Below are 293 nucleotides of genomic sequence, written 5' to 3'. Positions count from 1 at the left end.
AATCCTGTCTTCCCGATTTTTCAAAAACATGGGGCCTTAGCTCAGCTGGGAGAGCGCCTGCCTTGCACGCAGGAGGTCAGCGGTTCGATCCCGCTAGGCTCCACTTTATTTATTATATGTCTCGGAGGTATACCCAAGTTCGGCTGAAGGGATCGGTCTTGAAAACCGACAGGCGGTGAGAATCGCGCGGGGGTTCGAATCCCTCTACCTCCTCCATTTTCTTTTAAAATGGATTCGATACATATAATAATAAAATATTTCTTTTTCCTTCATGGAGGTATACCCAAGTTCGG

Annotated in this window: 2 tRNA genes; both read left to right on the top strand. The window is 47.1% G+C overall.

What is annotated here, in order from left to right:
- Nucleotides 1–30: 30 nt before the first annotated feature.
- A tRNA-Ala gene (locus tag COI75_RS17310) sits at nt 31–103 on the top strand.
- A gap of 20 nt (nt 104–123) precedes the next feature.
- Nucleotides 124–216: transfer RNA gene (locus tag COI75_RS17305), tRNA-Ser, on the top strand.
- The last annotated feature ends 77 nt before the right edge of the window (nt 217–293 follow it).

The sequence above is a fragment of the Bacillus cereus genome, from assembly GCF_002564555.1.
GTDB classification, from domain to species: Bacteria; Bacillota; Bacilli; order Bacillales; family Bacillaceae_G; genus Bacillus_A; species Bacillus_A cereus_K.
The sequence above is the reverse complement of the archived record's forward strand: the minus strand, read 5'-3'. Positions and strand labels throughout refer to the sequence as shown.